Origin of the sequence: Clostridium drakei (assembly GCF_000633595.2) — a bacterium.
In the GTDB taxonomy this organism is placed as follows: domain Bacteria; phylum Bacillota; class Clostridia; order Clostridiales; family Clostridiaceae; genus Clostridium_AM; species Clostridium_AM drakei.
Genome location: NZ_JIBU02000029.1, coordinates 25,903 through 32,665, shown reverse-complemented (window position 1 = coordinate 32,665; position 6,763 = coordinate 25,903). Strand labels below are relative to the sequence as shown.

Sequence of the window (6,763 nt, the reverse complement as noted above, 5' to 3'; positions counted from 1 at the left end):
CCGCCTTATTTTTAGAGAGCGACAGCAACAACGAGGCCCAAAGGCCTCTTTTTTATTTTAGGATTTACTGTATATAGCCATGGTCTCCCTTTTTCTGTAAGAATTGTTGAGACAATTTTATCTCCAGCACCTAAAATACATAAAACTTCATTATGTGCCTGCCATGCATCTCCAATTTTTTGTATATTGGAAGGTATAGTGACTTTTTTCCCAGCAGAATCAGTAATTGTTTTTGTTTGTCCACTTTTTTCACTTGTTTCTTTTGAAGTTTTACTACTACTGCAGCCAACTAGTAAAAAAATAATTGACAAAATAATGAGGAGCATAGATTTTAAGTTTTTTTTCATAAGTAACACATCCTTTAAAAAAATTTAGTAACAGCAGATATTATACTGTTAAAAGCATTATGGAATCTATTACAATATCAAGAAAATTGTGTTTACAATAACACAAGAAATCGTTATACTTATAATAACATAACGATTTGTGATAAATCTACATTTTTATGGTCTATTTAGTGAAATTTAGAATTATTTAAGTAACAATGTTTTTTTGTATAATTTTACAATCTAAATAATTATAGTTGAAGAGGAGGAAAAGCAAGTGGCAGAACCATTAACAATAAATGATTCATCAGAAAATTTAAGATTAGAAAATCATAAGAGAAAATTGGAAGAAAGAAAAACAACTTGTATCATGCTTGTAATATCTATTTTACCCATAGTGGCTATTTTAATTTCCTTAACTATTGGAAGATATTCAATATCATTACCACAGTTTTTTTATGTTGTATCATCAAAAATTTTTGGGTATAGTGCAGCACAATATAGTACCATTGAAACAGTACTTTTTAATGTTAGAGCTCCTAGAATATTATCTGCATTAATGGTTGGAGCAGCTTTATCTGTGTCTGGAGCTACATATCAAGGGTTATTTAGAAATCCAATGGTATCGCCAGATATACTTGGAGCTTCTGCTGGTGCGGGATTTGGTGCAGCGCTTGGAATTCTTTTGTCGTTTAATGGTTTAGGTATACAAATTTCTGCATTCTTATTTGGACTTATAGCAGTAATAATAACTTATTCAATAAGTGCCATAATAACTAGAGGTAATAATGCTACATTATTGCTTGTACTTACGGGTATGGTTGTTGCAGCTTTGTTTACATCGTTTATTTCAATTACAAAATATGTGGCAGATCCATATGAGAAACTTCCACTTATAACTTTTTATCTTATGGGAGGATTGTCCTCTGTTACTATGAAAGATATAGAAATATTATTGATACCAATGATTATAGGTGTTATACCTTTAATTCTATTAAGGTGGAAGTTTAATGTACTTTCATTTGGAGATGAAGAGGCCAAGTCTTTAGGTATTGATACTTCAAAATTAAGACTAATTGCAATTCTTTGTTCAACTTTAATGACAGCAGCTGCTGTATCGATTAGCGGTATGATTGGATGGATAGGTCTTGTAATACCTCATATAGCTAGAATGATTGTTGGCCCTGATTTTAAAGTATTGCTGCCTAGTTCGTTACTTATAGGAGCCACTTTTCTTTTATTAGTTGATGATGTAGCTCGTTGTGCATTTTCTATAGAAATTCCTTTGGGAATTTTAACATCATTAATAGGAGCACCTTTTTTTATTTACCTTCTAGTTAAAGGAAGGAGAGGATGGATATGAAGTTAGAGATTAAAAATGCAGTCTGTGGGTATGGAAAAAATAATGTTGTAAACGGTATATCCATGAATGTAAGTTCAGGAGAAATTTTATGTTTATTAGGGCCTAATGGTGTTGGTAAGACTACTTTTTTTAAAACTATATTGGGTTTTTTAAAATTAAAAGGTGGAGAAATATTAATAGATGAAAAAAACATACATAATTGTTCTAGAAAACAATTAGCTAAAATTATTGGTTATGTCCCTCAATCACATACTCCTCCATTTCCATTTAAAGTTTTTGATGTTGTATTAATGGGGAGGACTGCACATCTCTCAATGTTTTCTTCTCCAAGTAAGGAAGATAGAAAGATTGTAGAAAGAGCTTTGGAGGATTTAAAAATAGATTATTTAAGAGATAAGATATACACAGAAATAAGTGGTGGAGAAAGGCAAATGGTTTTAATTGCAAGAGCTCTTGCTCAAGATCCTAAGATACTTATAATGGATGAACCAACTTCAAATTTAGATTTTGGAAATCAAATCAGGGTGTTAGAACAGATAAATAAACTTTCAGAAAGAGGACTAGCAATTATTATGACCTCACATTATCCTAATCATGCTTTCTTATGTTCTACAAAAGTAGCTTTTATGCAAAAAAATAATGTGTTTACAGTGGGTAGTGTGGATGAAGTTGTAACAGAAGATAACCTTAAGGAGGCATATGGTATTAATGTAAAAATAATAAATACAGTTAATTCTAATGGGAATAAAATAAAGGCTTGTATTCCTATGATCAATTGATTTTAATAAAGAAAGGGGATTAATATATTATGAAAAAGATTTTCATTACTGGTGAAAGGGGAGTAGGAAAATCTACATTATTAAAAAAAATTATTAAAAATGTGGATTGTTCCATAGGTGGATTTATTCAAGAAAAAAAATTCATTGGGGAAAGCAAACGATTTAAAGTAAATTCACTTTATAATTTAGAAGAAAGTTATACAATTGGAGTTTATGATGCAAAGAAACGTGAATTACATTCGGATATGAATATGTTCAATATAATATCCCAAGATATATTATTAAAAAGCTTGGATAATAGAGAACTAATAGTATTAGATGAATTGGGTTTTATGGAAGAAAAAGCTCCATTATTTAAAGAAACTGTTTTCAAAATACTTAATAGCGATAAGGCTGTTATAGGAGTATTAAAAGAATGTGATGGAAACTTTGTACAGAAAATAGCAAAGAGAGAAGATGTACAAGTATTTAAAATTGATGAAAATAATAGAGGTTTAATGGAATATAAAATTCTTCAAATGTTGCAAAATAATAATGTAAGGTTAAAGGAAAAATTTATGGTTGAAAGTTAATTATTTAATTTAAAAAAATCATAGGGGGAGAATAAAAAAATGAAAAAGATAGCTAAATTTTTAATTTTAGTACTAATTGTATGTACTTTTGGAGCTTGTAGCAAAAACTCAACAGCGGTGCAAAGTACAAATAATGCAGATAACAATAAAAAGATTACTGTTACTGATGGAATGAAAAGAAAAATAGAGTTGTCCAAGCCAGCTGAAAAAATATTAACTAACTACCCTATAGCAGTTCAAATATTATGTGCTTTGGATAAGCAAGATAACATTTTGGGTGCAGATGGAAATGTTATAAAAAATCCATTAACTTTTTCACCAAAAGCAGGTTCAAGTAAAACAGCTGCTAGTAATGATATAAATGTTGAACAAGTAATAGCTGCTAAACCTGATCTTGTTATCATATATAAAAAGAACAAAGAAATTGTACCAAAACTTGAAAAGTCTAATATTAAAGTTTTTGTTGTAAGTGCAGAAAATCTTGATGAATTAAAATCAACTGTAAAAGATTTAGGAATACTTACAGGTAAAGAAAAGAAATCAGAAGAATTTATGAATTATTATACTAAAAAGTTAAATTTTATTGATACTAAACTTAAAGCTGTAGATCAAAAAAGTAGACCTAAAGTATATATGGCAGCTGGAGGTTTGTACTTAGCTCCAGGAAAGAATATGTTCCAGAATTCATTAATTGAATTAGCTGGAGGAACAAATGTGACGGGTTCTTTAAGCAGCAATAAATGGAGTCAAGTATCCGCAGAACAATTAATTAGCTGGAATCCTGATGTAATAATTATTACACAATATTCTGGAGTGAAGCCTCAAGAGGTGCTTAATAATGCTGCTTTAAAAGATGTAAATGCTGTAAGAAATAAAAAAGTTTATTTAATGCCTTCAAAAATAAGTTCCTGGGATATGCCTTGTCCTCAAACAATTTTAGGAATAATGTGGTTAAGTACAAAAGCAAATCCTGAATTATTTAAAGATATAAATATGACAAAAGAAGTGGACGATTTTTATCAACAATTCTATGGCACTACTTATACAAAACTTGGTGGCACTTTAGATTAAAATCGAGAAGACGAATTTTATATAGCAATACATTTAGTGAAAGTTGAAAATATACAATAAATAACATAGATAAAAAATATTTTTACTCTGTATTTTGAATGGTGGGTTATGGATAAAAATCATGACCTTGGCAATAATATTATGTGAAAAACTAAATTATGATATAATTGATTTTGAAACTATTTTAAATGAAATTTTTAAATTTAGTTACTTTGGTGTATAATTGGACAAGTAACTTGTGAAAATGAATACTTAAACATTAAGATACAGAGAGGTTTTTTATGAGTAAAGCTTTATTTATTACAGAAAAGCCATCAGTGGCTATGGAATATGTTAAACTTTTAAATGTAAAAGGTACTAAAAGAGATGGGTATATAGAATCAGACAAAGCTGTTTTTTCATGGTGTGTGGGACATATGGTAACTATGAGTTATCCGGAAGCGTATGATTCTAATTTAAAAAGATGGTCATTAGACACTTTACCTTTTTTACCTAAGGAATATAAATATGAAATTATTCCAGCAGTATCAAAGCAGTTTAATATAGTTAGTGGATTATTAAAAAGAGAAGATATAAGTACAATATATGTATGTACCGACTCAGGAAGAGAAGGAGAGTACATTTATAGACTTGTAGACCAAATGGTAGGAGTTCAAGGGAAGGAAAAGAAGAGAGTGTGGATTGATTCTCAAACAGAAGAAGAAATACGCAGAGGTATAAAAGAAGCAAAGGATATTTCAGAATATGATTCATTGGCTGATTCAGCATATTTAAGAGCTAAAGAAGATTATCTTTTGGGAATAAATTTTTCTAGACTTTTAACTCTTAAATATGGTAAAACTGTGGCTAATGCTACTGGAGATAAATTAGTGGTAATTGCAGTAGGTAGAGTTATGAGCTGTGTTCTTGGAATGATTGTAGATAGGGAACGGGAGATAAGATCCTTTGTAAAAACACCTTTTTATAAGATTTTAGGAAGCTTTGATGGTAATTCCAGTGGAGAATATGAAGAAGAAATGGTATATGAAGGTGAATGGAAATCTGTAGAAGGTTCTAAATATAAGGATTCACCTCTTTTATATAATGAAGGTGGTTTTAAGAAAAGAGAAGATGCGGAAAAGTTTATAGAAGAAATAGGAGAGAAAATTTTTGAGCAGGAACCTGTTATAGAGAATATAAAAAAGACTGTAGAAAGTAAAAATGCTCCTTTGCTTTTTAATTTAGCAGAGCTCCAAAATGAGTGTTCAAAGAAGTTTAAAATAAGCCCTGAAGAAACCTTAAATAAAATTCAATCCTTATACGAAAAAAAGCTGCTTACATATCCAAGAACAGATGCTAGAGTTTTATCTAAGGCTGTAGCAAAGGAAATAGATAAAAATATAAGAAAACTTTTGAAATACGATGGCGATAAAGAAGTAAAAGTTATAGCGAAAAATATATTGAATAATAAATGGTATTCAAATTTGGAAAAAACTAAATATGTAAATGATAGCAAAATAACAGACCATTATGCTATTATACCAACAGGAGAAGGACTTCAAAGCTATAATGGTCTCACAGATTTGGAGAAAAAAGTATACAATTTAGTACTTAGAAGATTTTTGGCTATATTTTATCCTCCAGCTAAATATAACAAAATTGCTATTACAACTCAAGCTGGTGAAGAAAGATTTTTTACTACAGATAAGGTTTGTGTAGAAGAAGGATACCTTAATGTATTAAAAGAGTATAAAAAGAATAAAGAAGAAAAGAATTTAAAATTTTTAAGTAAGCTTAAAAAAGGACAAATAGTAGATGTAGTTGATATGGAAGTAAAGGAAGGGGAAACTTCACCTCCTAAAAAGTACACTTCAGGATCAATAATAATTGCTATGGAAAATGCAGGTAAGCTTATTGAAGATGAAGAACTTAGAGAGCAGATAAAAGGAGCTGGTATAGGAACTTCAGCCACTCGAGCTGAAATATTAAAGAAGTTAGAAAAAATAGGCTATATCATGTCTGATAAGAAAACTCAAGTTATATCTCCAACCCAAAAGGGAGAAATGATATATGAGGTTATAATAAATTCTATACCTACATTGCTTAATCCTACTCTTACAGCTAGCTGGGAAAAAGGATTAAAAATGGTTTATGGAAAGGAAATAGAACCTGACATATTTATGAAAAAGCTGGAGGATTACACTAAGCTTAATGTAAAAAAAGTTATGGATAGAATGAATATGGGAGATATGCATAGTTTTTTTGAAGAAGTTAAGGACAAAAATAGTAATGGAGTAAAAGTTAAAAGTTCTTCTAAAAGCAAAAAAAGCTTAAAGACAGATAAAAATGAAAATGGAACTAGAGAATCATTAGGCTTATGCCCTATATGTAAAACAGGTGATATTGTAAAGAATAGTAAGGGATATGGTTGTAATAATTGGCAAAGTGGATGTAAGTTTTTTGTAGCAGAAATTTGCGGTAAAAAGATACCTGTTGAACAAATTAAGAATTTAATGAATCATGGGAAAACAGATATTATAAATGGATTTAAATCAAAAAAAGGCAATGAATTTAATGCAAGACTTATAATAAAGGGAGGAAAAATAGAACTTTCCTTTGAAAATTCATAAATATATAAAAAAGACATACTGGGTAAAACCTAGTATGTTTTTA

At 29.5% G+C, this 6,763-nt stretch carries 6 protein-coding genes; 5 read left to right on the top strand and 1 reads right to left on the bottom strand.

Going from position 1 to position 6,763, the window contains the following annotated elements; genetic code table 11:
* Nucleotides 1–11 precede the first annotated feature (11 nt).
* Nucleotides 12–347, bottom strand: a complete 336-nt coding sequence (locus tag EG57_RS0215890) for a TroA family protein (RefSeq protein WP_032078173.1) — start codon at nucleotides 345–347, stop codon at nucleotides 12–14.
* 256 nt (nucleotides 348–603) lie between these two features.
* Here EG57_RS0215890 and EG57_RS0215885 point away from each other — a divergent pair, with 256 nt between their 5' ends.
* From EG57_RS0215885 to EG57_RS0215865, 5 genes are all read left to right on the top strand, one after another.
* Nucleotides 604–1,689 (top strand): FecCD family ABC transporter permease, encoded by a 1,086-nt coding sequence (locus tag EG57_RS0215885; protein WP_032078172.1) that lies wholly within the window; start codon nucleotides 604–606, stop codon nucleotides 1,687–1,689.
* Nucleotides 1,686–2,468: an ABC transporter ATP-binding protein gene (locus EG57_RS0215880; protein WP_032078171.1), complete on the top strand. Its 783-nt coding sequence runs from the start codon at nucleotides 1,686–1,688 to the stop codon at nucleotides 2,466–2,468. The genes EG57_RS0215885 and EG57_RS0215880 overlap by 4 nt, the downstream gene beginning before the upstream one ends.
* 29 nt (nucleotides 2,469–2,497) lie before the next feature.
* Nucleotides 2,498–3,040 (top strand): nucleoside-triphosphatase, encoded by a 543-nt coding sequence (locus tag EG57_RS0215875; RefSeq protein ID WP_032078170.1) that lies wholly within the window; start codon nucleotides 2,498–2,500, stop codon nucleotides 3,038–3,040.
* A 39-nt stretch (nucleotides 3,041–3,079) separates the two neighbouring features.
* Nucleotides 3,080–4,111 (top strand): ABC transporter substrate-binding protein, encoded by a 1,032-nt coding sequence (locus EG57_RS0215870; protein WP_032078169.1) that lies wholly within the window; start codon nucleotides 3,080–3,082, stop codon nucleotides 4,109–4,111.
* A gap of 281 nt (nucleotides 4,112–4,392) precedes the next feature.
* A complete protein-coding gene (locus EG57_RS0215865; protein WP_032078168.1) occupies nucleotides 4,393–6,720 on the top strand; it encodes a type IA DNA topoisomerase in 2,328 nt (775 codons plus the stop codon).
* The last annotated feature ends 43 nt before the right edge of the window (nucleotides 6,721–6,763 follow it).